22 protein-coding genes and 1 pseudogene are annotated in these 21,171 nt (G+C 68.0%); 14 read left to right on the top strand and 9 right to left on the bottom strand.

From position 1 onward, the window contains the following. Positions 1 to 21 precede the first annotated feature (21 nt). Positions 22 to 432 (bottom strand): HIT domain-containing protein, encoded by a 411-nt coding sequence (locus F1643_RS20220; protein WP_194915064.1) that lies wholly within the window; start codon positions 430 to 432, stop codon positions 22 to 24. Between the two features lie 255 nt (positions 433 to 687). Here F1643_RS20220 and F1643_RS20215 point away from each other — a divergent pair, with 255 nt between their 5' ends. Together F1643_RS20215 and F1643_RS20210 are read left to right on the top strand one after the other, a co-directional pair. Beyond that, on the top strand, positions 688 to 3,300 hold the full coding sequence (locus tag F1643_RS20215; protein WP_194915063.1) for a glycosyltransferase: 2,613 nt from the start codon (positions 688 to 690) through the stop codon (positions 3,298 to 3,300). 91 nt (positions 3,301 to 3,391) lie between these two features. Further along, positions 3,392 to 3,967, top strand: coding sequence for a hypothetical protein (locus F1643_RS20210; RefSeq protein WP_194915062.1), 576 nt, complete (start codon positions 3,392 to 3,394; stop codon positions 3,965 to 3,967). A gap of 98 nt (positions 3,968 to 4,065) precedes the next feature. Here the strand turns inward: F1643_RS20210 and F1643_RS20205 are convergent, their stop codons facing one another. The 3 genes from F1643_RS20205 to F1643_RS20195 all read right to left on the bottom strand — a co-directional run bounded on the left by F1643_RS20205 (position 4,066) and on the right by F1643_RS20195 (position 5,855). Then, positions 4,066 to 4,296: a zinc ribbon domain-containing protein gene (locus F1643_RS20205; RefSeq protein ID WP_194915061.1), complete on the bottom strand. Its 231-nt coding sequence runs from the start codon at positions 4,294 to 4,296 to the stop codon at positions 4,066 to 4,068. Between the two features lie 146 nt (positions 4,297 to 4,442). After that, complete coding sequence (locus tag F1643_RS20200) at positions 4,443 to 4,649, bottom strand: heavy-metal-associated domain-containing protein (protein ID WP_194915059.1); 207 nt, start codon at positions 4,647 to 4,649, stop codon at positions 4,443 to 4,445. Positions 4,650 to 4,676: 27 nt separating this feature from the next. After that, on the bottom strand, positions 4,677 to 5,855 hold the full coding sequence (locus F1643_RS20195) for a divergent polysaccharide deacetylase family protein (protein ID WP_255543106.1): 1,179 nt from the start codon (positions 5,853 to 5,855) through the stop codon (positions 4,677 to 4,679). Positions 5,856 to 5,978: 123 nt separating this feature from the next. Between F1643_RS20195 and F1643_RS20190 the strand changes: the two genes are divergently transcribed. The 8 genes from F1643_RS20190 to lexA all read left to right on the top strand — a co-directional run bounded on the left by F1643_RS20190 (position 5,979) and on the right by lexA (position 12,119). Next, complete coding sequence (locus F1643_RS20190; protein ID WP_194915058.1) at positions 5,979 to 6,434, top strand: STY0301 family protein; 456 nt, start codon at positions 5,979 to 5,981, stop codon at positions 6,432 to 6,434. 112 nt (positions 6,435 to 6,546) lie between these two features. Beyond that, positions 6,547 to 7,155, top strand: a complete 609-nt coding sequence (locus F1643_RS20185) for an aminodeoxychorismate/anthranilate synthase component II (protein ID WP_194915056.1) — start codon at positions 6,547 to 6,549, stop codon at positions 7,153 to 7,155. Beyond that, the gene (trpD, locus tag F1643_RS20180; RefSeq protein WP_194915054.1) at positions 7,152 to 8,186 is read left to right on the top strand and encodes an anthranilate phosphoribosyltransferase; all 1,035 of its coding nucleotides are present in this window, start codon (positions 7,152 to 7,154) and stop codon (positions 8,184 to 8,186) included. The genes F1643_RS20185 and trpD overlap by 4 nt, the downstream gene beginning before the upstream one ends. Next, positions 8,186 to 8,989: an indole-3-glycerol phosphate synthase TrpC gene (gene trpC / locus F1643_RS20175; protein WP_194915052.1), complete on the top strand. Its 804-nt coding sequence runs from the start codon at positions 8,186 to 8,188 to the stop codon at positions 8,987 to 8,989. Before trpD ends, trpC begins: the two co-directional genes overlap by 1 nt. Positions 8,990 to 8,993: 4 nt before the next feature. Further along, on the top strand, positions 8,994 to 9,467 hold the full coding sequence (locus F1643_RS20170; protein ID WP_194915050.1) for a GNAT family N-acetyltransferase: 474 nt from the start codon (positions 8,994 to 8,996) through the stop codon (positions 9,465 to 9,467). Beyond that, on the top strand, positions 9,464 to 9,964 hold the full coding sequence (moaC, locus tag F1643_RS20165; RefSeq protein WP_194915049.1) for a cyclic pyranopterin monophosphate synthase MoaC: 501 nt from the start codon (positions 9,464 to 9,466) through the stop codon (positions 9,962 to 9,964). Before F1643_RS20170 ends, moaC begins: the two co-directional genes overlap by 4 nt. Before the next feature lie 4 nt (positions 9,965 to 9,968). Further along, on the top strand, positions 9,969 to 11,198 hold the full coding sequence (gene glp / locus F1643_RS20160; protein ID WP_194915048.1) for a gephyrin-like molybdotransferase Glp: 1,230 nt from the start codon (positions 9,969 to 9,971) through the stop codon (positions 11,196 to 11,198). 198 nt (positions 11,199 to 11,396) lie between these two features. Continuing rightward, a complete protein-coding gene (gene lexA, locus F1643_RS20155) occupies positions 11,397 to 12,119 on the top strand; it encodes a transcriptional repressor LexA (RefSeq protein ID WP_194915047.1) in 723 nt (240 codons plus the stop codon). A gap of 122 nt (positions 12,120 to 12,241) precedes the next feature. Here lexA and F1643_RS20150 read toward each other — a convergent pair whose 3' ends face one another. Beyond that, entirely contained in the window at positions 12,242 to 14,422 is a 2,181-nt protein-coding gene (locus F1643_RS20150; RefSeq protein ID WP_194915046.1) for a ComEC/Rec2 family competence protein, read from the bottom strand. A gap of 156 nt (positions 14,423 to 14,578) precedes the next feature. On the opposite strand from F1643_RS20150, the pseudogene gltX reads away from it, so the two are divergent. The 3 genes and pseudogenes from gltX (at position 14,579) to F1643_RS20135 (ending at position 17,596) form a co-directional block, all read left to right on the top strand. Then, positions 14,579 to 15,986, top strand: a pseudogene (gltX, locus tag F1643_RS20145) (glutamate--tRNA ligase). A 100-nt stretch (positions 15,987 to 16,086) separates the two neighbouring features. Beyond that, positions 16,087 to 17,400 (top strand): citrate synthase, encoded by a 1,314-nt coding sequence (gene gltA, locus F1643_RS20140; RefSeq protein ID WP_194915045.1) that lies wholly within the window; start codon positions 16,087 to 16,089, stop codon positions 17,398 to 17,400. Positions 17,401 to 17,422: 22 nt separating this feature from the next. Then, on the top strand, positions 17,423 to 17,596 hold the full coding sequence (locus F1643_RS20135; protein ID WP_194915044.1) for a hypothetical protein: 174 nt from the start codon (positions 17,423 to 17,425) through the stop codon (positions 17,594 to 17,596). Positions 17,597 to 17,605: 9 nt separating this feature from the next. Here the strand turns inward: F1643_RS20135 and F1643_RS20130 are convergent, their stop codons facing one another. Continuing rightward, positions 17,606 to 18,004, bottom strand: coding sequence for a rhodanese-like domain-containing protein (locus F1643_RS20130; protein WP_194915041.1), 399 nt, complete (start codon positions 18,002 to 18,004; stop codon positions 17,606 to 17,608). 97 nt (positions 18,005 to 18,101) lie between these two features. On the opposite strand from F1643_RS20130, the gene ftrA reads away from it, so the two are divergent. Then, the gene (gene ftrA / locus F1643_RS20125) at positions 18,102 to 19,082 is read left to right on the top strand and encodes a transcriptional regulator FtrA (protein ID WP_194915039.1); all 981 of its coding nucleotides are present in this window, start codon (positions 18,102 to 18,104) and stop codon (positions 19,080 to 19,082) included. 60 nt (positions 19,083 to 19,142) lie between these two features. Here the strand turns inward: ftrA and gloA are convergent, their stop codons facing one another. The 3 genes from gloA to F1643_RS20110 all read right to left on the bottom strand — a co-directional run. Next, positions 19,143 to 19,538 (bottom strand): lactoylglutathione lyase, encoded by a 396-nt coding sequence (gene gloA / locus F1643_RS20120; protein ID WP_149223398.1) that lies wholly within the window; start codon positions 19,536 to 19,538, stop codon positions 19,143 to 19,145. Between the two features lie 24 nt (positions 19,539 to 19,562). Continuing rightward, complete coding sequence (lpxB, locus tag F1643_RS20115; protein ID WP_194915038.1) at positions 19,563 to 20,774, bottom strand: lipid-A-disaccharide synthase; 1,212 nt, start codon at positions 20,772 to 20,774, stop codon at positions 19,563 to 19,565. After that, positions 20,771 to 21,171 (bottom strand): LpxI family protein (locus tag F1643_RS20110; protein ID WP_194915035.1); only part of this gene is annotated, 401 nt, incomplete at its 5' end. The genes lpxB and F1643_RS20110, both read right to left, overlap by 4 nt.

Raw genomic sequence — 21,171 nt, 5'->3', positions numbered from 1 at the left:
ACACTTCCGGCACGGCAAAGTTCACGCGTCTTTCCGCAATGCCTCCGCCAGCCGCTCCACCAGCGCTTCCGCCTCCGCTGGCTCGTAGGGCCGGGAATGGCCGGAGCCCCAAACCGGGCCGGGCCAAGCCGGATCGCCGCGCTTGCGGCCGATCACATGGACGTGCAACTGCGGCACCATGTTGCCCAGCGCCCCGACATTCATCTTGTCCGGCGCGAACAGCCGCTCCACCACGCGCGACGCGAGCGCGATCTCGCGCATCAGCACCAACTGGTCGCCCTCGTCCAGCCGGTGGATCTCCACCGCATCCTTGCGCATCGGCACCAGGATCAGCCACGGCCACAGGGCGTTGTTCATCAGCAACACCCGGCAAAGCCCAAGATCGGTCACATGACGGGTGTCGGCCTGTAGCCGTTCGTTAAGGGAAAACATGCTTCACTCCTTCCTGGCGTTCGGCAGATGCGGCGTGCGGGAATAAACCGGACGCTGCTCTGTTATAGCCGGCAGTGGCGGGGCAACCGCGAAGCTTGTATAGAAGGCCGTGCGCGCCGGCCATATGGCGCAGCGGCATTCGTTGGACGACGTTTTGAGTTCGGTCCGGGTGATGGTCGGGGCGGCAACAGTCGCCTTGCGCCATTTTCCGGGCCGTATCCATGTTTTCTGGTGCGGCGAGCGGGAACGACCCACATGCGCAAATCAGCCTTCGCGGTTCTGCTTCTGGTGATCCTCGGCAACGTCGCCCTCTGGGCGCTGTGGAACCGCCCGGTGGACGAACGGTCCTGGGCCGGCGCCATCACCGGCGTCGCCTATACCCCGTTCCACGCCGACAAGAGCCCGTCGAAGGGCGACAAGGCGACCGCAGAGGACATCGAAAAGGACATGGCCGCGCTGCAAGGCGCCGTGAAGGCCGTCCGCACCTATTCCACCACCGACGGTTCCGAAATGGTGGCGGCCATCGCCGCCAAGCACGGGCTGCCGGTCACCGCCGGCGCCTGGACCGCCGGCAAGCCCGAGATCGACGAGCCCGAACTGGCCGGCCTGATCAAGCTGGCGCGCGCCAACAGCAACGTGCGCCGCGTGCTGGTCGGCAACGAGGCGATCCTGCGCGCCGACCTGACCGTTCCGCAGGCCATCGAGTACGTCAAGCGGGTGAAGAAGAAGGTCAACGTTCCGGTTTCCATCGCCGAGCCGTGGCACGTCTGGCTGAAGAACCCGGAACTGGCCGACGCCGTGGACTTCCTAGCAGTCCATCTGCTGCCCTATTGGGAAGGCGTTCCGGTCGACCAGTCGGTCGATTACGCCATGTTCCGCTACAATGAACTGAAGCAGAAGTTTCCCAACAAGCACATCCTGATCGGTGAGATCGGCTGGCCGGCCGATGGCCCCTGGCGCCGGGGCGCCGAGGCCAGCCAGGTCAATCAGGCCAAGTTCATCCGCAACTTCCTGAACGTCGCCGCCCAGAACAAGCTCGACTACTTCATCATGGAAGCCTTCGACCAGCCCTGGAAGCGGGAGATCGAGGGCACGGCCGGCACCAGCTGGGGCCTGTGGGACTACCAGCGCAACCCGAAATTCCCGATGATCGGCGGGGTGAACGAGGTCCGCAACTGGGAGGTCAAGTGCGCCACTGCCGTAGCCCTGGGCTTCCTGCCGCTGGTGTTCTTCCTGTGGCGCCGCAGCGACCTGAAGATCGGCGGGCAGATCTTCTACGGCGCGCTGATCCAGGCGGTCGCCTCCGTCCTGGTCTTCACCGTCAGCGCCGCGTCGGCCGCCGGCCTCGCGCTGACCACCGAAATCGCCTGGGGCCTATTGATCTTCTGCCAGCTGGTGCTGTTCGCGGTCATGCTGATCGACGGCATGGAACTGACGGAAGTCGTCTGGCAGCACAAGTTCAAGCGCAAGTTCGTCCCCTGCTCCGCCGCCCCGCTGCCCAACGCGGCGAAGGTGTCGATCCATGTGCCCTGCTACAACGAACCGCCGCACATGGTCATGGAGACACTGGACGCGCTGGCCCGGCTGGACTACCCGAACTACGAAGTCCTGCTGCTCGACAACAATACCAAGGACCCGGCCGTCTGGCGCCCGATCGAGGAATATTGCAAGAAGCTCGGGCCGAAGTTCCGCTTCTTCCACCTCGACAACTGGCCGGGTTTCAAGGCCGGTGCGCTGAATTTCGGTCTGGCGCAGACGGCGCCCGATGCCGAACACATCGCCGTCATCGACAGCGACTATCAGGTCCATCCCGACTGGCTGAAGGCGACCATCCCGCACTTCAACCGGCCGGAGGTCGGCTTCGTCCAGTCGCCGCAGGACTATCGCGAGTGGGAGCACGACCTGTTCCAGCGCATGACCAACTGGGAATATGCCGGCTTCTTCCACATCGGCATGATCCAGCGGAACGAGCGCAACGCGATCATCCAGCACGGGACCATGACCATCATCCGCAAGTCGGCCCTGGAAAAGGTCGGCCGCTGGGGCGAGTGGTGCATCACCGAGGACGCCGACCTCGGCCTGCGCCTGTTCGAGCATGGCTATGAGGCCGTCTACATGCCGGAGAGCTACGGCAAGGGCCTGGTTCCCGACAGCTTCTCCGCCTACAAGACGCAGCGCTTCCGCTGGGCCTATGGAGCGGTGCAGATCCTGAAGCATCACTGGCGGCAGCTGTCGCCGGGCGCCAAGGAGCTGACCGCCGGCCAGAAATACCATTTCATCACCGGCTGGCTGCCCTGGTTCGCCGACGCCGCCCACATGATCTTCGGCATCGCCGGCATCCTGTGGTCCATCGGCCTGATGGCCTTCCCGAAATATTTCGAGTTCCCGCCCAACGTCTTCATGATCCCGACGCTGAGCGTCTTCGCCTTCAAGGTCGGCGCGTCGCTCTGGCTCTACGAGGCGCGGGTGAAGTGCGGCTTCTGGGACAAGGTCGGCGCGGCCGTCGCCGGCATGGCTCTGACCCACACGGTCGGCCGCGCCATGTGGCTGGGCATCTTCACCTCCGGCCGCCCCTTCGTCCGCACGCCGAAATGCGAGAACCAGCCGGCGCTGATGCAGGCCTTCCTGATGGCGCGCGAGGAGTTGGTTCTGCTGGTGTCGCTGTGGGGCGCGGCGCTGGCCATCGTCATGGTCTTCGGCCACGAGAACCGCGACGCCTTCATGTGGTCGGGCCTGCTGGTGGTGCAGTCGCTGCCCTACCTGGCGGCCTTCATCACCGCGCTGATCAACGTCTTCCCCACCATCGGCTTCGGCAAGAGCAAGCCGGGCGCCGCCGACGACGCGGTCGGCGCCGGGGCAGGCGACTGACGCAAAAAAAAAGCCGGCGCTTTCACGTTGACGAAAGCGCCGGCTATGCCAGACTCGATCGCCAGGGAATCCATGTCCCGGGAGGCGGCTCATGTCCGGCAATCTCACATCCGGCCGCGGCATCGGTCCGCCGGAATTCAGCGTCCGCGCCACCGCGGGCGTCGAGCGGAGCGGCAGCGCCACCGACCGCAACAGCCGTCGCAACTCCCGCCAGGAACGCCACGACCGCGAGCAGGAACGGCGTGACCATAACCCGCCCAATCCGCAACGGCGGCGCCTGTACGATCTTCTGTTCGATGAGGTCGATCAGTTCGACGGGCTGGACGTGCGTCAGCGGGCGCGGCTGAAAGACAATCTGCGCAGTCATCTGTCCCGGCGCGCGCCGCCAGCGCCGGCGACACCATCCCCGGTCCATCATGATGAAGAGGCGCTGGCCGAAGCGTTGCTGAAGGACCCGGCCGCCCCGCTTCCCGTCGATCCCGAGCATATCGTCGAAGCCGTTACGACCGCCGCACCGGAACTGGACGCGGAAACCGCCCGGCTGGCCGAACAACTGCGCGACTGCCTGTCCCGCAACACCGATGGTGCGCGAAAGGTGGCCGTCTACCTGCACCTGCTGCTGACGCTGGAAGGAGCATTCCGGCCGCATATGGTGGTGGATGTGTGAGGGCTTGCCTCGGGGAATGTCGGCTTCGATGCCCCAACCCAACCTCCCCGCTCTCAGCGGGCCTGCAATGTTGGGGAGGGGTCATTGCACTCCCACCCTCACCCCTTCGGTCGTTCCGCCCGCGCGTAGTTGCTGAAATGTCCTTCCTTCGCCGCCATTCGGCGGGCCGACCGGACGATGGTGCCGGACTTTCCCTCCGGCGCCACGTTCGACAGCTGGCGACTCAGCTCGGCGCTGCCGCAGGACGGGCAGGCCGGCGTTTCTCCGGAGCGCACCAGGGTCTCGAATCCATGGTCGCAGGCTTTGCAGCGGTAGGAATAGAGCGGCATCGGGACCTCCCCGCACGGATCGCGTCGGCCCGAGTATCCCGCAATATCCACATTATTAAAACGGTTTTGTTGCGCCCGCACCAGACATGGCGCACCAGACATGGCGCACCAGACACGGCGCACCCGATATGGGCGCCGGGTCGGCGTCAGGCCGCGGCACCGCCGAAATCGAAGCCCGCGGCTTCCACCGCCTGCCGCACCACCTCCACCGGGATGCCACCGTCCACCAGCACGGTGCCGGTCGCGAGATCGACGGTCACGGCGGCATCGGGCGCCGCCTTGGTGATCGCGTTGGACACGGAGCGGGCGCAGCCGCCGCAGGTCATCCCTTCCACCTTGTATGCATCGGCCATAGTCACGGGGCTCCCTTCACGGTCGGGTCAGCCGCCGGCATGGTGCGTCCGCACCACCGCGCTGACCGGGACAAGTACGAAGCCACGCTTTTGCACGTCCGGCAACCAGGACGCCAGGGCGTCGATTGTCGCATCATGCGGATGGCCGATCGCGACGGCATAGCCCTGCCGCTTCGCCACCTGTTCCGTCTTCGCCAGCTGGGCCTTCACCGCCGCCACCGTTTCCTCGTTGTCGAGAAAGATGTCGCGGCCGACCCAGGGCATCTTCAGCTCCCGCGCCAGCCCGATCCCGGCGCTGTTGGGCGTCGTCCGGCTGTCCAGCCACAGCAGGCCGCGGCGATGCAGTTCGGCCAGCACAGGCGCCAGCGCGGCCCGGTCGGCGGTGAACCGGCTTCCCATATGGTTGTTGACCCCGACATAGCCGTCGAAGCTGTCCAGTGCCGCACGCGCCCGCTTCACGATCTCCCCCCGGTCGAGCGAGACCAGCAGGGCATTCGGTCCCGGATCGGCCTTCACGCTGGGTTCCATCGGCATGTGCAACATCAGTTCGTGCCCGTTGGCCCGCGCCGCCCTGGCCTGGACCTGCAGGTCGCGGGCATAGGGCAGCCAGGACAAGGTCAGCGGTCCGCGCAGCCCCGCCATCCTGGTCGAGCGCTTCCGGTCCAGCCCCATGTCGTCGATGACGATGGCGATGATCGGCTTTCCCTGGGGCACCTCCGCCGGCAGGGCGTTCTTGCGCCACAGTGCGGCGTTGCCCAATGGGGCCTGCACCGGCGGCTGGGCGGGCGGAGCGGGCGGCGGCAGCATCGCCACCGTCGTGGCCGGCGGTCGGGACTCGGCCGGCGCCGGCTTCTCCACCTGCGCTTGACCCGTGCCTTCCGTGCCCGCTTGCGCGGCTGGCTGCGAGGTTGCGGCAGGCGGCTCCAGCTTTGCCGGCGGCACAGGCGGCGGCTGCACCGCCTGCTGCCCGCCGGCCCGCGGTCCACCCTGCTGCTGGGCAGCCTGCTGGACCGGCGCCGGCTTGCCGGCCTCGCCGCCGGAGCCTCCGCCGGGCCCTCCACCGGTCAGCGTCGCCACTCCCATCGCCACGGCGAACACCGCGGCGACGGCCGCCAGCGCCAGGACGAAGGGATTGGACAGGAAGGGGGGAAGCGGAGACTTGCGGGCTTTCGAAGGCGCCTTGCGGGCCATGGTGACGACGTCCATCCTGCGACCGGGGCGCCGCACAGTGGCACCCTGCCGCCGTGACCGCAATCGCCCAATCGGTACAAGAGGCCGCTGCGGCGTCCCTGATCCGTCCGGCCGAGCCCAACCGCAAGAGTCCGCCAGATGCGTCCCATCTTTGTCATCGCCGCCCTGATTCCGATCGCCGCCGCGACACCGGCGCTGGCCGCCCAGGGGCAGGACTGCCCGGCCAGCCTGACGGTGCAGGCGCAGCCCGACTCCCCCGGCGGCTGGTCGCCCTACCCCGGCCGCGACAGCCACAGCTTCGCCGGCATCTCCATCGTCGAGGGCGACCGCGCCAGCCAGATGACCTCGGCCGCCCCCGCCACGCTCGCCCCCGACCGCGAGGCGCGGCGCGGGCGCAGCATCGTCCAGGTCTGGGAATTCTCCGGCACGCGCCGCGAGAACGTCTTCCTCGTCTGCCGCTATCGCAACACCCAGGCGACGCTCGCCGCCGACCTGCCGCGCCAGATCCGCCGCTGCACCCTGACACTGGAAGCCGACATCCTCGGCACCGTGCTGGACGATCCGAAGACCCCGCCGCTACTCGACTGCCGCTGATACCGCAGAGTTCTGCGCGGAGGCTGGAAATCCGCCCCCTCAGCGGCTAGGGTGTCGGTCGTTGGAACAGGGGCGGAACGGCCCCGACGATCCGGGCGAAGGTGGAAGGCGCATGCTGCTGCTCATCGACAACTACGACAGCTTTACCTACAACCTCGTCCACTACCTGGGCGAGCTTGGCGCCGACGTGCAGGTCCGCCGCAACGACGCCCTGACGGTGGACGAGGCGATGGCACTCCGCCCCGACGGCATCGTGCTGTCCCCCGGCCCCTGCGATCCGGACCGCGCCGGCATCTGCCTTCCCCTGATCGACGCCGCCGCCAAGGCCCGCCTGCCGCTGATGGGCGTCTGCCTCGGCCACCAGTCGATCGGTCAGGCTTTCGGCGGACGGGTGATCCGCGCGCCGGTTCCCATGCACGGCAAGGTGGACAACATCCTGCACGAGGGCCGCGGCGTGCTCGCCGGCCTGCCCAGCCCGTTCCGCGCCACCCGCTACCACTCGCTGATCGTCGAGCGCGAGACGCTGCCCGCCTGCCTGGAGGTGACCGGCGAGACCGCCGATGGCCTCATCATGGCGCTGGCCCACCGCGAGCTTCCGATCCACGGGGTGCAGTTCCACCCCGAAAGCATCGAGAGCGAGCACGGCCACAAGATCCTGCAGAACTTCCTGGACCTGACCCGTCCCCGCCCGGAAACCGCGGCCCTGGAGAACGCGGCATGAGCGGCGACCTGTCCGATATGAAGGCCATCCTGGGCAAGGTCGCCACCGGCGCCGCCCTGACCGAGGCCGAGGCCGGCTTCGCCTTCGACATCATCATGTCCGGCAACGCCACCCCGTCGCAGATGGGCGGCTTCCTGATGGCTCTGCGGGTGCGTGGCGAGACGGTGGACGAGATCGCCGGCGCCGCCCGCGTCATGCGCGCCAAGGCGATCCCCGTCGATGCGCCTCCCGGCACCATCGACACCTGCGGCACCGGCGGCGACGGGGCCGGCACCTACAATATCTCCACCGCCGCGGCGCTGGTGGTGTCGTCCTGCGGCGTGCCGGTGGCCAAGCACGGAAACCGCGCCATCTCGTCGAAATCCGGTGCCGCCGACGTGCTGGGCTCCCTCGGCGTCAACCTCGACTGCGACTTCGCGCTGGTGCGCAAGGCGCTGTGGGATGCCGGCATCGCCTTCCTGATGGCGCCGCGTCACCACCTCGCCATGCGCAACGTCGGCCCGACCCGCGTCGAACTCGGCACCCGCACGGTCTTCAACCTGCTGGGTCCGCTCGCCAACCCGGCGACCGCCCGGCGGCAGGTGCTGGGCGTCTTCTCCAAGCAGTGGGTGGAGCCGCTGGCCCATGTGCTGAAGCGTCTGGGATCCGAAACGGCCTGGGTCGTCCATGGCTCCGACGGGCTGGACGAGATCACCACCACCGGCCCCACCACCGTCGCCCAGTTGAAGGACAGCGAGGTGACGGTGTTCGAGGTGACGCCGGAGGATGCCGGCCTGCCCCGCGCCCGCATCGAGGACCTCAAGGGCGGCGACGCCCAGGTCAACGCCGAGGCGATCCATGCCCTGTTCGACGGGGTGCGCAGCCCCTACCGCGACATCGTGCTGCTGAACGCCGCCGCCGCCCTGCTGGTGGCCGGCAAGGCCGCGACGCTGAAGGAGGGCGTGGCGATGGCCGCCGACGCCATCGACAGCGGCGGCGCCCGCGACCGCCTGCGCCGGCTGGTCGCCATCACCAACGAGGCGGTGGCCTGATGAGCGACGTTCTGACCCGCATCAACGACGACAAGCGCGCTCTGGTCGCCTCCCGCAAGGCCGCCCGCCCCTTGTCGGAAGTGGAGGCCGCGGCCAAGGCCGCCAACGAGACCAACCCGCCGCGCGGCTTCATCCGGGCGCTGAGCGCCGCGGTGGAGGCCGGGCGCTACGGCCTGATCGCCGAGATCAAGAAGGCCAGCCCGTCCAAGGGCCTGATCCGCGCCGATTTCGATCCGCCGGCGCTCGCCCGTGCCTACCGCGACGGCGGGGCCAGCTGCCTGTCGGTCCTGACTGACGAGCCCTATTTCCAGGGCAAGGACGAGTATCTGGTCGCCGCCCGCGCGGCTGTCGATCTGCCGGTGCTGCGCAAGGACTTCATGGTCGATCCCTATCAGATCGTGGAGGCCCGCGCGCTGGGTGCCGACTGCATCCTCATCATCATGGCCTCGCTGTCCGACGCCCAGGCGGCGGAAATCGAGGACGCCGCCCTCGCCCAGGGGCTGGACGTGCTGGTGGAGGTGCATGACCGCGCCGAACTGGACCGCGCGCTGCTGCTGCGGACGCCGCTGCTGGGCGTCAACAACCGCAACCTAAAGACGCTCGCGGTCGACATCGCGACGACTGAGGAACTTGCGGCCAACGTGCCGGCCGACCGCATGCTGGTCGCGGAGAGCGGGCTCTACAGCCCGGCCGATCTGGCGCGCATGGCCAAGGTCGGGGCACGCTGCTTCCTGGTGGGTGAATCGCTGATGCGGCAGGCCGACGTGACCGCCGCCACCCGCGCCCTGCTGGCTCCGGTCTAAGCCCATGCCGGACATCACCATCGCCACGGAAAGCCCGCGCCAGGATCAGGTTGTCGCGCTGGTCGCCGCGCTGGACCGCTATCTGCTGGAGCTCTATCCGGCCGACACCTGCCACCTCCTCGACATCGCGGAGCTTGAGGCGCCGGACCTGCGCTTCTTCGTCGCCCGCAAGGACGGCGTTCCGGTCGGCTGTGCCGCGCTGCGCGTCGATCCCTCGGGCTATGGCGAGGTCAAGCGGATGTTCGTCGATCCCGCCGCCCGCGGCCACCGCATCGGCGAACGGCTGCTTGCCCGGCTGGAGGAGCAGGCGCGGGCGGAGGGGCTGACCGCCCTGCTGTTGGAATCCGGCATCCATCAGCCCGAGGCGCTGGGGCTCTACCGCAAGGCCGGCTTCTCCGACCGCGGCCCCTACGCCTGCTACGAAGAGAACGGCGTCAGCGTCTTCATGGAGAAACCCTTGCGGGAGACCGTCGCATGAGCGGCTTCACCCATTTCGACGCCGAGGGCAAGGCGGTGATGGTCGATGTCTCCGACAAGGCGGACACCGAACGCACCGCCACCGCCGCGGCCACCGTGCTGATGCAGCCGGAAACCCTGGCGCTCATCATGCAGGGCGGGGTGAAGAAGGGCGACGTGCTGTCGGTCGCCCGGCTGGCCGGCATCATGGGGGCCAAGCGCACGCCGGACCTGATTCCGCTGTGCCATCCGCTGATGCTGACCTCCGTCAAGGTCGACCTCTCCTGCGACCCGGCCCGCAACGCGGTGGACGTCACCGCCACCTGCAAGCTGAAGGGCCAGACCGGCGTGGAGATGGAGGCGCTGACCGCCGTCACCATCGCGGCCCTGACCGTCTACGACATGTGCAAGGCGGTGGACCGCGGCATGACCATCACGGACGTTCGCCTGCTGCACAAGGCTGGCGGCAAGAGCGGCGAATGGGGCACTGCCGCAACCGCGCCATCGGCCGGAGCCTGACGCCATGATCTCCGTCGCAGAGGCGCGCGCCCGCATCCTGTCGGCCTTCGCCCCTCTGCCGGCGGAGGTGGTCGCCCTGCCCGACGCGCTCGGCCGCGTGCTTGCCGAACCGGTGGTCGCCCGGCTGACCCAGCCCCCCTTCCACGCCGCCGCCATGGATGGCTGGGCAGTCCGCTCCGCCGACATCGCCGCAGCCACGGCGGAAACCCCCGTCAGCCTGCGCCGCATCGGCGAATCCTCCGCCGGCCATGCCTTTGCCGGCTGCGTCGGTCCCGGCGAAGCGGTGCGCATCTTCACCGGTGCCCCCCTGCCCGATGGCGCCGACGCCGTGGTGATGCAGGAGGATTGCAGCGCCGACGACGCGACGGTTCGGATCGGCCGGGCCGTAGCCGCCGGACGGTTCGTCCGTCAGGCCGGCTTCGACTTCACTCTTGGTGAGGAACTTCTGCCGAAGGGCCGCCGTTTGACCGCCCGCGACATCGCGCTGGCCGCCGGTGGGAATGTACCTTGGCTTTCGGTCCACCGCCGGCCGCGCATCGCCATCCTCGCCACCGGGGACGAGATCGCCCTGCCCGGCGATCCGCTGGGGCCGAGCCAGATCGTCAGCACCAACGCGCTCGGCCTCTGCGCGCTCGTCGCCGCCCAGGGCGGGCTCGCCCACAATCTGGGCGTCGCCAAGGACACGGCCGACAGCGTCGCCGCCATGGCGAAGGGCGCCGCCGGCTGCGACCTGCTGGTCACCACCGGCGGTGCCGCCCATGGCGACTACGACCTGGTGCGCGACGTGCTGGCCGACCGAGGGGTGGCGCTGGAGGTTCAGACGGTGGCGATGCGGCCGGGCAAGGCACTGATGTTCGGCCGCGCCGGCGGGGTGCCGCTGCTGGGTCTGCCCGGCAATCCGGTGTCCACCGGCGTCACCGCCGTCCTGTTCCTGCGCCCGGTTCTGCGCGTGCTGCAGGGATTGCCGCCCGAAGACGACCGGCCGCCGCTGCGCGCCCGTCTGACCACCGCGCTGAAGGCGAACGACCGGCGCGAGGAGTACCTGCGCGCCACCCTGGCTGCCGGCCCCGATGGGGTCCTGACCGTCACGCCCTTCGCCCGGCAGGACAGCGCCATCACCTCGCTCTATGCCCAGGCCGATTGCCTCATCCCGCGCCGGCCCGACGCCGACCCGGAGCCGGCCGGCGCCATGGTGACCGTGCTTCCCCTGGCCGATGGAGCGCTCAGCATCTAGACTTGAGCACAGCGTTTGGACGGCGGATTGAACAGTTGAACATCACCCGGAAAACTGTTTCACGGCGTTCCGAATGTTCCACACAAGTTCTAAAAGAAGCCGATGGAGGGCTTGACGCGCGGCAGGAACCAAACTAGAACATGGAGCAACGTTTAGTTTTTGTTCCATCTTCAGTCTGGCGACGGCCGGGAGGCATCCATGCTCACGCGCAAGCAGCACGAATTGCTGCTGTTCATCCACGAACGGCTCGGCCAGGGCGGAGTCTCGCCGTCGTTCGACGAGATGAAGGACGCCCTGGGGCTGAAGTCCAAGTCGGGCATCCACCGTCTCATCACCGGTCTCGAGGAACGCGGCTTCATCCGCCGCCTGCCCCACCGCGCCCGCGCGCTGGAGGTTCTCCGCCTGCCCGAAGGGCTGGACGCCGCCCGTTCCCGCACCGCACCCAAGCCGAAATTCCAACCCAACGTCATCAAGGGCGACTTCGCCTTCGCCGGCCGCGACACCGCTCCGCCCGCCCCCACCCCGGCCGCCGCGAACGAGACGGTGCAGCTCCCGCTCTATGGCCGCATCGCTGCCGGCACGCCGATCGAAGCGTTGCGCGACAACAGCGCCTTCGTCGACATCCCCGCCTCGATGTTGACCGCCGGCGACCATTACGCGCTGGAGGTCTCCGGCGATTCGATGGTGGAGGCCGGCATCCTCGATCACGACACCATCATCATCCAGCGCTGCGATGCGGCGGAGAACGGCACCATCGTCGTGGCCCTGGTCGACGAGGGCGAAGTGACGCTGAAGCGCCTGCGCCGCAAGGGCAACACCATCGCCCTGGAGCCCGCCAACGCCGCCTATGAAACCCGCATCTTCGGCGCCGACCGCATCCGCGTGCAGGGCAAGCTGGTCGGTCTGGTCCGCAAGTACTGAGTCCCTGTTGCCCGCTCCCCGCCCCTCCCCCGCCCTCGGCCGGCCAAAGGCCCGTCCGATCCGCGGGAGAGGGCGTGAGCGGCAGAGCAGCGGAGTTCCCTCTCCCGCCCAGCGGGGGAGGGTTAGGGAGGGGGTGGTGTAGCTTCCCTCATCCTCCCCCCAGTCCAAGGCCGCTCCCCCCTGATCCCCCGCACCGTCTCCACCTCTATCTTCTCCGCCGTCATCCACAGCGCATGCGCCCCCTCGTGCCGCAGCGCCCAGCGGTCGATCACGACCCCGGCCCGGCATCCCCGCGCCACTGCCGCCGTCACCACCGCATCGGCCGCCCCGCAATCCTCGTCCAGCGCATCCGGCAGTCGCGGGAGGGCGACAGTCCTCCCCTTGACCCGGTACAGACACCCCAGCGCATCGCAGCTCAGCGACCGCTCCCCCTCGCTCCATCCCCCTGCAGCAGGCCACGGATCGACAGCCGATCGCTCGCCATCGCGCTCCCGCCATGTCTCGATCACCCGGCCCCCAGTCTTGCCCGAAGCGCTGATGCGACCGTCCGGCATCCGCACCGCCATCACCGTCCCGTCCCCCGCGACCAGCACGTCCGGCCGCGTGACCAGTGCCGGCGAAGCCAGCCCTGCCAGAACCGGCAGCAGCCCCAGCCAGCGCCACCGCCGGGTCCAGACGCACAGCCAGATGCCGCCCAGCACCAGCGCTGCGAACCCCTCCACCGGCATCGCCGGCATGGTCAGGGAGGCCCCGGGAAGACGGCCGAAGAACTCCGCGGTCCAGATCACCGCCCGATCGCCCCAGTTCATCGCGATCAGCGCCGGCGCCTCCAGCCTGAAGGGCATCAGGGCGTAGGCGATCAAGCTCCACGGCATGACCCAGAAGGATGTGATCGGAATGGCGATCAGGTTGGACAGCACGCCATAGAAGGCGATCTGCTGGAAGTGGAAGAGTGCGAACGGCAGTGTCGCCAGCGTCGCCACCACACTGGTCAGCAGAATGCCGCCGACATAGAGCAGGCCGCGCAGAAACCACCCCGCCTCGCTGCGCCATTCCGCCAGCCGCGGACTGCCGCGCTCGAAGGCGGCGATCAGCGCCACCACCGCCGCGAAGGACATCTGGAAACTGGGGCCTAGCATCCCCTCCGGATCCATGGCGATGGTCACCAGCCCGGCAAAGGCGACCAGCCGCATGCTCAGAGGGTGACGGTCCAGCATGATCGCCCCCATCACCATGCCGGTCATCAGCACCGACCGCACCGTCGGCAGCGGTGCACCGACCAGAAGCGTATAGGCGAGCGCCGACAGGATGCCGAACAGCGCCGCGATCTTCTTGATCGGCCAGCGCAGGGCGACATAGGGCACCAGCGCGAGCAAGGCCCTGACGACATAGAACAGGATGCCGGCGGCGATGCCCACATGCAGGCCGGAAATCGACAGCAGGTGCGCCAGCCCGCTGTTGCGGAAATCCTCCAGTGTCCCGTCCGGGATGCCGAACTGTTCCCCGTTCAGCAGTGCCGTGGTGACGCTCGCCTCAACGGGATCGGCAATGGCCGAAGCTACCCGTTCTGCGATCGCACCGCGCGCCTGCTCGAACGCCACCGTCACCACGCGCCAGCCCGTGACCGGTGGCGCCTCCACCACCTCCGCCGCACCGGTGGCGTAGCCGGTGCCGCCCAGCCCCATGAACCAGGCCCGCCGCTGAAAGTCGAAGGCCCCCGGCTCGGCCGGCGCCTGGGGCGGCAGCAACGTGGCGCGCAGGCTGATCACCGATCCGGGTTCCGGCGCGGCATGGCGATCCGACAGGCGGATGCGCAGCGCGACCGGTGTCCGTTCAGGCGGCAACCGGCTGACAACCGGGCCCCGCAGAGTGACGCGGACGGCACCCGGCCGCCGCTCCACCGCCATCACGCGGCCGGTGACGGTGGCCCCGGTGATGACGCGGGTCAGCACCGGCGCCGCCACCCGTGCGCTATGCTCCTGCGCCACCAGGAACCCGGCCGCGACCATCAGCAGCGCCGTTGCCGCACCGAACAGCGCGAACCAGCGCCGCAGGACCAGAAGCAGCGCAACGCCACCTCCACAGGCCGCCGGTCCGATCCACCAGTCCGGCTCCCGCATCAGGCCGAAATACAGCGACACTCCGGTTCCGAAGGCGACGGGAAGCCACAGGACCCACCTGTCCCCCTCCGCCGCCGCCAAGGCCGCGAGTCGTCTTCCGACGTGGAGCCACGGGCGCCGCCACCGCCCACCGGATGCTGCGGGACCATCCGCCTCCTCGTCCGGCCAGCCGGCGACAGTCACCGACGACGGCTTCCCGGCGCAGGGATGCCGCCCGCGTACCCCTTAACGACCGTCCATGCGTGCATCGCATTGCCTCCCAACCCGGTGGCTGTGTTAAACCACGGTGTCGAACCACCGGCGCATCATACCAGCGCCGAACCGGAAATTGAGAGACCGATGACCGTCGTCACCCGCTTCGCTCCGTCGCCGACCGGCTTTCTGCACATCGGCGGTGGCCGCACCGCCCTGTTCAACTGGCTGTACGCCCGCAACACCGGCGGCAAGTTCCTGCTGCGGATCGAAGACACCGACCGGCAACGTTCGACCCAGGCGGCGGTCGACGCCATCCTGGACGGGCTGCAATGGCTGGGCCTGGATTGGGACGGCGACGCGGTCAGCCAGTTCGAACGCAAGGACCGCCACGCCGAGGTGGCACACCAGATGCTGGCTGCCGGCAAGGCCTACCGCTGCTACTGCAGCCCGGAAGAGCTGGAGGAGATGCGCGCCGCCCAGAAGGCCGCCGGGCAGCCGATGCGCTATGACGGCCGCTGGCGCGACCGCCCCGAATCCGACGCGCCTCCCGGCGTCGCTCCGGTGATCCGCCTGAAGGCGCCGCAGGAAGGCCAGACGGTCCTGAACGACCTCGTCCAGGGCGAGGTCACGGTCCAGAACGCCCAGCTGGACGACCTGATCCTGCTGCGCGCCGACGGCACGCCGACCTATCTGCTGGCGGTGGTGGTGGACGACCACGATATGGACGTGACCCACGTCATCCGCGGTGACGACCATCTGACCAACACCTTCAGGCAGATCCAGATCTTCCACGCCATGGGCTGGGATCTGCCGCGCTTCGGCCATATCCCGCTGATCCACGGGCCGGACGGCGCCAAGCTGTCCAAGCGTCACGGCGCGCTGGGCGTCGATGCCTACCGCGACATGGGCTATCTGCCGGAGGCGGTGCGCAACTACCTGCTGCGGCTCGGCTGGTCGCATGGCGACGACGAGATCATCTCGACCGAACAGGCGATCGAGTGGTTCAACCTGGAGAGCATCGGCCGCTCGCCCTCGCGCTTCGACTTCGCGAAGCTGGAGAACCTCAACGCCCACTATATGCGTCTGGCCGACGATACCCGGCTTCTCGGGCTGATCGCCCCGCGGCTGGAGGCCGACCTCGGCCGCAGGCCTGACCGACGCGGATCGCTACCTTCTGACGCGGGCGATGAACGGCCTGAAGCAGCGGGCCCGCACCGTCGTCGACCTGGCGCAGAGCGCCCGCTTCTATGTCGCAGCGCAGCCGCTCGGCTATGACGAAAAAGCAACCGCGCTGCTGGACGAAAAGGGCCGCGGCCTGTTGAAGGAACTGGCCGAAGCCTTTGCCGGCGAACCGGATTTCACCGCCACGGCGCTGGAGGCGCAGGTCCGTGCCTTCGCCGAGGCACGGGGCGAAAAGCTGGGCAAGGTGGCCCAGCCGCTGCGTGCCGCGCTGACCGGTTCGACGGTGTCGCCGCCGATCTTCGAGGTGGCCGAACTGCTGGGCCGGGAAGCGACGCTTTCTCGCATCCGCGACGCAGCGGGTGCAGCATAAAGGTCATTTCCGTGCGTTGCCATCAGGCTGCCATGGAACTATGCTGCGCCGACGAAAAAAGGGCGTTAAGCCCGACCCTCAACGATAAGGACGTGCCGAGATGACCCAGACCGAGGACGGCAAGGACACCGTTACCCTCATCGACAATAAGACGGGCAAGCAGGTCACGATGCCGATCCTGCACGGCAGCGTCGGGCCGAGCGTGATCGACATCCGCAAGCTCTACGCCGCGACCGGCTATTTCACCTACGATCCGGGCTTCACCTCCACGGGCAGCTGCGAGTCGGGCATCACCTACATCGACGGCGACGAGGGTGTCCTGCTGCACCGCGGCTACGCCATCGACGAGCTGGCCGAGAACTCCACCTTCCCGGAGGTCTGCTTCCTCCTGCTCAACAACCACCTGCCGACCGCGGCAGAGCGCACGGATTTCGAGAACATCCTGCGCCGCCACTCGATGGTGCACGAGCAGCTGACCAAGTTCTACAGCGGCTTCCGCCGTGACGCCCACCCGATGGCGATCATGTGCGGCGTCGTCGGCGCCCTGTCGGCCTTCTACCACGACTCGCTGGACATCAACGATCCGCGGGAGCGCAAGATCGCCGCGCACCGCCTGATCGCCAAGATGCCGACGATCGCGGCGATGGCCTACAAGTATTCGACCGGCCAGCCCTTCATGTATCCGCGCAACGACCTGTCGTATGCCGAGAACTTCCTCTACATGACCTTCGGCACGCCCTGCGAGCCGTTCAAGGTCAACCCGATCCTGTCCAAGGCGATGGACAAGATCTTCATCCTGCATGCCGACCACGAGCAGAACGCTTCGACCTCCACCGTCCGTCTGGCCGGTTCGTCGGGCGCCAACCCGTTCGCCTGCATCGCCGCCGGCATCGCCTCGCTGTGGGGTCCGGCCCATGGCGGCGCCAACGAAGCCGTGCTGAAGATGCTGGAGGAGATCGGCTCGGTCGACCGCATTCCCGAATTCGTCCGCCGCGCCAAGGACAAGAACGACAACTTCCGCCTGATGGGCTTCGGTCACCGGGTCTACAAGAACTACGACCCGCGCGCCCAGGTCATGCGCCAAACCTGCCACGAGGTCCTCGGCGAACTCGGCATCAAGGACGAGCCGCTGCTGGACATCGCGATGGAGCTGGAAAAGATCGCCTTGTCGGACGAGTACTTCATCGAGAAGAAGCTCTATCCGAACGTCGATTTCTATTCGGGCATCATCCTGAAGGCGATGGGCTTCCCGACCAGCATGTTCACCGTGCTGTTCGCGCTGGCCCGCACCGTCGGCTGGATCAGCCAGTGGAAGGAGATGATCGAGGACCCGGTGCAGAAGATCGGCCGTCCGCGTCAGCTCTACACCGGCGACACCAAGCGGCCGTTCGTGCCGCTGGCCGAGCGTGGCTAACCGGCCAACAGCACATGTGGGAATGGGCGGCTCCAACGGAGCCGCCCAGGACCCGACTGCGTACATCGTTCCGGCCCGGCGCGTGCGCCTACGCTCGCCGGCCAACGATAATCGGGCACCGCTTGGCTGGCGGGTGCGCCGGATGATCGTCTATCTGCTGATCCTGGCCCTGGTCGCCGGTGTCGTGTTCATCTAAGGCAATCGCTCAACTCCCGCTTGCCAGCGCGAAGCCCTCGTCGATCCAGCCCGTTATCCCGCCGATCATCAACTTGACCGGACGCCCGATCCGCGCCAGCCGCAAGACCGCGCGATCCGCGCCGTTGCAGTGCGGGCCGGCGCAATAGACGACGAACAGCGTTCCCTCCGGCCACTCCATCATCCGCCGTTCGGTGATCTTGCCATGCGGCAGGTTCAACGCCCCCGGCAGATGCCCTTTGGCGAAGGCCGCCGGACCGCGCACGTCGAGCAGAACGAAGTCGGGACTGCCGGATCTCAGCGACTCATGCACATCCCAGCAATCGGTCTCCAACGACAGCTTGCGGGCGAAATGGGCGGCGGCCTCTGCCGGCGATGCGGCCGGAATGTCGGTGACGGGACTGGCCATGGAACTCTCCTGATCGTGCTTCGTCGGGCTTCGCCCGCATCATTCCAATCGCCGCTTCCGCTGGAAAGTGGCGTGACTGCCAGCTATCGTTCAGATCATGCCAAATGCCGCACCACCACTTGCCGTCGCGCTTGCATATGACGGTCTGTGCACCTTCGAGTTCGGGGTGGCCGTCGAGGTTTTCGGTCTTCCACGCCCTGAGCTTGGCCCCGATTGGTATCGCTTCGCCGTCGCTGCCCTCGATCCTGGCCCATTGCGGGCGATGGGCGGAATCCGCATCGAGGCCGATGGCGGGCTCGATCTGCTCGACCAGGCCGACATCATCGTCATTCCCGGCTGGCGCGGCGCTCACGAACCGGTGCCTGTCCAATTGACGGAGGCGCTGCGTCGGGCTGACACCCGCGGATCGCGCATCCTCTCGATCTGCTCCGGTGCCTTCGTGCTGGCCGCCGCGGGCTTGCTGAAGGGCCGCCGCGCGACCACCCACTGGCGCTATGCCGCAATGCTTGGGGAACTCTATCCCGACATCCGGGTGATGCCCGACGTTCTCTATGTGGACGAGGGCAACATTCTGACCTCTGCCGGCAGCGCCGCCGGCATCGACCTCTGCCTGCATCTGGTGCGCCGCGAGTTCGGACATGACGCCGCCAACAGCGTCGCCCGCCGTCTGGTGGTCCAGCCCCACCGTGAGGGCGGTCAGGCGCAGTTCATCGAGGCACCCGTGCCCATCGCCCGCGAGGGCGCCCGTCTGGGACCGCTGCTCGACCATTTGCGGGCAACTCTGGAGGAGGACCACAGCCTGTCCAGCATGGCGTCGCGCGCCGGCATGAGCCTGCGTACTTTCCTGCGCCGGTTCCAGACGCTGACCGGCACCACGCCCGGCGAATGGCTGGCGACGGAGCGGCTGAACCGCGCCCGTGACCTGCTGGAAGGCGGAACCTTGCCGGTGGAAGAAGTCGCGACCCGCGCCGGCTTCGGCTCCGCCGCGACCCTGCGGCATCACTTCCGCCAGCGTCTGGGGATCAGCCCTGCAAGCTACCGGGCACGCTTCCGCCGCGATCCCGCGCCGTCCACATAGGACAAGGGCACGGCCGTTGCCGACCACGCCCCCGTCCGAAGCCGATGACTGGCAGAATAGTCACTTCCTCTCGATCAGCTCGACCTTGTAGCCGTCCGGATCCTCGATGAAGGCGATGACGGTGGTGCCGTGCTTCATCGGACCCGGCGGTCGCGGGATCTTGACGCCTTCCGCGGCCAGCTTCTCACAGGTGCCGTAGATATCCGGAACGCCGAGCGCGATGTGGCCATAGGCGGTGCCGATCTCGTACGGCTCCTTCTGGTCCCAGTTATGGGTCAGTTCCAGGACGGCGGTGTCGGATTCCTCGCCATATCCCACGAAGGCAAGGGTGAAGCGGCCGCCCTCATAGTCGTTGCGGCGCAGCAGCTTCATACCGAGCAGACGGGTATAGAAGTCCAAAGACTTCTCCAGATCCAGCACGCGCAGCATCGTATGCAGCAGACGGAATTCGCTCATGGTCTCTACTCTCCCGCTTGGCGGTTAACTGGGCGGTTGTTCAGCTGTCCTGGAGCGGCTTTCTTCGACGACGTCCAGGACGGTGCGGGCGGCGCGTTCGCTGGGCGGGATATCCCCCTGCCCCAGCCAGCGGGCCACCTCGGCAACACCGTCGACCTGCGCCTGGCGCGCCGCCGGATCGTCGAGCAGACGCCCCAGCTCGGCCGCCAGTCTATCGGGCCGGCAGTCATGCTGCAGCAGTTCCGGAACCAGCATCCGATCGAGCATCAGGTTGACGAGATTGACGTACTTCACCCGGATCAGCCGCCGATAGAGCGCGACGGTGATCGGATTCAGCCGGTAGGCGATGACAGTCGGCAGTCGGGCAAGTGCCAGTTCCAATGCGACCGTGCCCGATGCGGCAAGCGCCACTTCCGCCGCCGCGAAGGCATCGTACTTCTCGGCATCCCCCTCGACCAGCAGAGTACGGACCGGCCAATCGGCGATGGCGGCGGCGACGCGGTCGCGCACCGTCGCCACGGTCGGCACCACTGCCACCAGATTGGGGTGTGTCGGTCGCAACAGGTCCAGCGTCGCGCGAAAGTCGGGCAGCAGGCGCGACACCTCTCCCTTGCGGCTGCCTGGGAGCACGATGACGATCCGCTCGTCCGCCGCGACGCCATGCCGCTCGCGAAACGCCGTACCGTCGCCTTTCCCCGCACCACCCTCGACGACCGAATGGCCGACAAAGGTGCAGGCCAGCCCCTCCTTCTCGAAATACGGAGGCTCGAAGGGCAGAACGGCGAGAAGGTGGTCATATATGGCAGCATATTTGGCCGCCCGCCTGGGCTTCCAGGCCCACACCGTGGGCGCCACATAGTGGATCAGCGGAATGGCGGGCTCCGCGGCCCGCACCTTCTTTGCCACGCGCACAGTGAAGCCGGGCGAATCGATGCCCACCACGGCGTCGGGGCGCAACCGGACGATCTCAACAACCGTCTGGTCGATGCGGCGGATCAGGTTCGGCAAATGCGGCAGCAGTTCGAAGATGCCGAACAGCGTCAGTTCGCCCATGGGAAACAGGCTGACCAGCCCCTCCGCCGTCATCTTCTCGCCACCGATTCCGACGAAGCGCACCTTGCCACCGGTCAGCCGCTTCGCCGCCGCCATCAGCCGTGCGCCCAGCGCGTCGCCCGACGGCTCGCCGGCGATCAGGAACAGGGTCGGGCCGTAATCGGCCGCCACATTGATGCTCATTGCGGAATCTCTATGCCGGTGACGAACAGACCGAGCCGGTCGGCCGTCGCCGCCACTGCTGCTCGATCGACCAGCAGACTACCGCCGGCTTCCACCGCGATACCGCGTAGCCCGGCCGCAGCGGCCTTCTCGACCGTCGTGACGCCCATGGTCGGCAGGTCGATGCGACGGTCCTGCTTCGGCTTCTTCACCTTGACCAGCACGCCGCCGGGTCCGGGCCGTGACAGACCGGCACAGCGGTCGAGCATCGCATCGGTGCCCTCGATGGCCTCCACCGCCAGGACGATGCCCTGCTGGACGACCGCCCCCTGCCCGACATCGAGCGCGCCAATGGCACGGGCGACTTCCACCGCACGGGCGATGTCTCGCTCCGCCTCGGCATCCGGGGCAGACGCCA

It is taken from the genome of Azospirillum sp. INR13, assembly GCF_015390205.1.
GTDB lineage: Bacteria > Pseudomonadota > Alphaproteobacteria > Azospirillales > Azospirillaceae > Azospirillum.
Note: the sequence above shows the minus strand (reverse complement) of the source record. Positions and strands in the feature narration are given on the sequence as shown.

Excerpts from the sequence above, each read along its gene's own strand:
- glp (WP_194915048.1), top strand. The coding sequence starts at position 9,969 with ATGATCTCCGTCGCAGAGGCGCGCGCCCGCATCCTGTCGGCCTTCGCC.
- moaC (WP_194915049.1), top strand. The coding sequence starts at position 9,464 with ATGAGCGGCTTCACCCATTTCGACGCCGAGGGCAAGGCGGTGATGGTC.
- F1643_RS20215 (WP_194915063.1), top strand. The coding sequence starts at position 688 with ATGCGCAAATCAGCCTTCGCGGTTCTGCTTCTGGTGATCCTCGGCAAC.
- trpD (WP_194915054.1), top strand. The coding sequence starts at position 7,152 with ATGAGCGGCGACCTGTCCGATATGAAGGCCATCCTGGGCAAGGTCGCC.
- gltA (WP_194915045.1), top strand. The coding sequence starts at position 16,087 with ATGACCCAGACCGAGGACGGCAAGGACACCGTTACCCTCATCGACAAT.
- F1643_RS20130 (WP_194915041.1), bottom strand. The coding sequence starts at position 18,004 with ATGGCCAGTCCCGTCACCGACATTCCGGCCGCATCGCCGGCAGAGGCC.
- F1643_RS20220 (WP_194915064.1), bottom strand. The coding sequence starts at position 432 with ATGTTTTCCCTTAACGAACGGCTACAGGCCGACACCCGTCATGTGACC.
- F1643_RS20195 (WP_255543106.1), bottom strand. The coding sequence starts at position 5,855 with ATGGACGTCGTCACCATGGCCCGCAAGGCGCCTTCGAAAGCCCGCAAG.
- ftrA (WP_194915039.1), top strand. The coding sequence starts at position 18,102 with ATGCCAAATGCCGCACCACCACTTGCCGTCGCGCTTGCATATGACGGT.
- lexA (WP_194915047.1), top strand. The coding sequence starts at position 11,397 with ATGCTCACGCGCAAGCAGCACGAATTGCTGCTGTTCATCCACGAACGG.
- trpC (WP_194915052.1), top strand. The coding sequence starts at position 8,186 with ATGAGCGACGTTCTGACCCGCATCAACGACGACAAGCGCGCTCTGGTC.
- lpxB (WP_194915038.1), bottom strand. The coding sequence starts at position 20,774 with ATGAGCATCAATGTGGCGGCCGATTACGGCCCGACCCTGTTCCTGATC.
- F1643_RS20185 (WP_194915056.1), top strand. The coding sequence starts at position 6,547 with ATGCTGCTGCTCATCGACAACTACGACAGCTTTACCTACAACCTCGTC.
- F1643_RS20135 (WP_194915044.1), top strand. The coding sequence starts at position 17,423 with ATGGGCGGCTCCAACGGAGCCGCCCAGGACCCGACTGCGTACATCGTT.
- gloA (WP_149223398.1), bottom strand. The coding sequence starts at position 19,538 with ATGAGCGAATTCCGTCTGCTGCATACGATGCTGCGCGTGCTGGATCTG.
- F1643_RS20200 (WP_194915059.1), bottom strand. The coding sequence starts at position 4,649 with ATGGCCGATGCATACAAGGTGGAAGGGATGACCTGCGGCGGCTGCGCC.
- F1643_RS20170 (WP_194915050.1), top strand. The coding sequence starts at position 8,994 with ATGCCGGACATCACCATCGCCACGGAAAGCCCGCGCCAGGATCAGGTT.
- F1643_RS20210 (WP_194915062.1), top strand. The coding sequence starts at position 3,392 with ATGTCCGGCAATCTCACATCCGGCCGCGGCATCGGTCCGCCGGAATTC.
- F1643_RS20190 (WP_194915058.1), top strand. The coding sequence starts at position 5,979 with ATGCGTCCCATCTTTGTCATCGCCGCCCTGATTCCGATCGCCGCCGCG.
- F1643_RS20205 (WP_194915061.1), bottom strand. The coding sequence starts at position 4,296 with ATGCCGCTCTATTCCTACCGCTGCAAAGCCTGCGACCATGGATTCGAG.